The sequence below is a fragment of the Actinosynnema sp. genome (assembly GCF_052038725.1).
The window spans coordinates 1-1,959 of the sequence record NZ_JBQGCX010000474.1 but is presented as its reverse complement, the minus strand read 5'-3'; the positions used below and the strand labels follow the sequence as shown (position 1 = coordinate 1,959).

General features: G+C 74.1%; 2 protein-coding genes. One reads left to right on the top strand and one right to left on the bottom strand.

Annotated elements, in window-relative coordinates; genetic code table 11:
• The first annotated feature begins 90 nt into the window (after window positions 1–90).
• Window positions 91–957: a WxL protein peptidoglycan domain-containing protein gene (locus ACTUAL_RS09585; RefSeq protein WP_440900010.1), complete on the top strand. Its 867-nt coding sequence runs from the start codon at window positions 91–93 to the stop codon at window positions 955–957.
• A gap of 163 nt (window positions 958–1,120) precedes the next feature.
• Here ACTUAL_RS09585 and ACTUAL_RS09580 read toward each other — a convergent pair whose 3' ends face one another.
• Window positions 1,121–1,801, bottom strand: coding sequence for a TetR/AcrR family transcriptional regulator (locus ACTUAL_RS09580; RefSeq protein ID WP_440900009.1), 681 nt, complete (start codon window positions 1,799–1,801; stop codon window positions 1,121–1,123).
• Between the last annotated feature and the right edge of the window lie 158 nt (window positions 1,802–1,959).

The window sequence follows — 1,959 nt, the reverse complement described above, 5'->3', positions numbered from 1 at the left end:
CGGACGCTCGCCGCGCTCCTGATCCCACCACTGCTGCTCGGCCCTGCCCCGCTCGCCACCGCGCAGGAGAGCCCGAGCGTGACGTGAGGCGTGCGCCCCGCCGACAACGCCCTGGGCAAGGCACGGCCGCACTTCGGCTACACCGCCGCGCCCGGCGCGGTGATCTCCGACGAGCTGCTCGTCACCAACCACGAGCGGCGGGCGCTGACGTTCCGCGTGTACGCCGCCGACGCCTTCACCACCTCGTCCGGGCAGCTCGACCTGCTGCCCGAGGGCACCCCGTCCGAGCACGTGGGCACGTGGGTGTCCTTCGGGCAGGGCGAGGTGACCGTGCAGGCCGGGCAGACCGTCCCGGTCCCTTTCACGGTGAGCGTCTCGACGACCGCGACCCCCAGCGACCACAGCGGTGGCGTGGTGACCTCGCTGGGCGTGGCCGACGCCTCCTCCGGCATCACCGTCGACCGCAGGCTCGGCTCGCGGGTGCACGTCCGCGTCGGCGGCGCGCTCGCGCCGTCGCTGGAGGTCCGTGACCTGACCGTCGACTACGCGGGCTCGGCAAACCCGGTCGGCGCCGGTTCGGCGAAGGTCAGCTACACCGTCGTCAACACCGGCAACACGCGGCTGACCGCGACCCAGTCGGTGCGCGTCGAAGGGCCGTTCGGGTGGCTGGGCGCGGACGCGGAGGCAGCCGCGCTCCCCGAGCTGCTGCCCGGTGAGAGCGCGACCCGCGAGGCCGTGGCGAGCGTCCTGCCGTCCGGGCGGATCACGGCGGCGGTGACGCTGGTCTCCATGGTACCCGGCGGGGCGGCGTTGGAGCCCGTAGTCGGGACCGGTGATGTGCTCGCGATCCCGTGGGCGGCGGTGGTCTCGCTGCTCCTGCGGCGCTCGGGCTGCGGGCGCGGGCGCGTCGGGCGGGTGAGGAGCGCCGGATCGCGGCGGCCGTCGACGCCGCGCTGAACCGGGACCGGGACCACAGCGTGAAGTCTCAGAGCGGGAAGTCTCAGGCCGGGCAGGGCACCGAGGCCGAGGCTGGGACCGAGGCGGAGGCTGGGACCCACGTCCGAGGGCGACGAGACGGTGAAGCCCCGGCCCAGGGCGTGATCCGAACGGCGCGGCACCGCTACCGAACGGTCGCGATGCCCGCCAGGATCAGGTTGATCCCCGCGAGGAACTGCGCTCGGTCGTCGTGCTCGACCAGGTGCGCCGCCATCCGGTGCGCGTGCGGGCGCAGCTCGGGGTCGTGCCGCCGCCACCGCTCGGCGATGGTCTCCAGGAACTCCGCCCGCTCCACCCCCTTCGGGGCGAGGCGGGCGTTGGCGGCGTTCTGCCCGGCGACGCCGAGGACGTAGTTGCCGAGCGCGGACGCGCAGTCGAACTGCGCCCGCTCGGGCACGCCCAGCGCGGCGACCAGCCCGCCGATGGCCTCGAAGACGTCCAGCAGCGCGGGCTGCCACGGTTCGCGGGCGAACTGGGCCCCGACCCAGGGGTGCGCGTCGATCGCGTCGAACAGCCCGAGCGCGAGCGCCCGGACGTCCTCCTCGGGATCCGCGCCGCCCCGCGCCCCGGCCAGGACGCGGCCGACGACGTCCTCGGTGGCCGCGGTGAGCAGCTCGTCCTTATTCGCGACGTGCCAGTAGACGGCCCCCGCGCCGGTCGCGAGCCGGGTGGTGAGGGCGCGGAACGTCAGCGCCTTCTCACCCTCCGCGTCGAGGATCCCGATCGCGGCCTCGACGATGCGCTCCTTCGAGAGCGCGTCGGCGCGCCGCCTCCCCCGCTGTGCCCCGCTCGTCATGGGCACCATCTTGACACGAGTGGAACGTCGTTCCAAACTGACGACTGGAACGTCATTCCATTGCGAACCCCCGAGGAGCACCAGATGGCACCGCAGGTCACGATCGTCGGCGCCGGCCTGGGCGGACTCACCCTCGCCCGAGTCCTCCACGTCCACGGCAACACCGC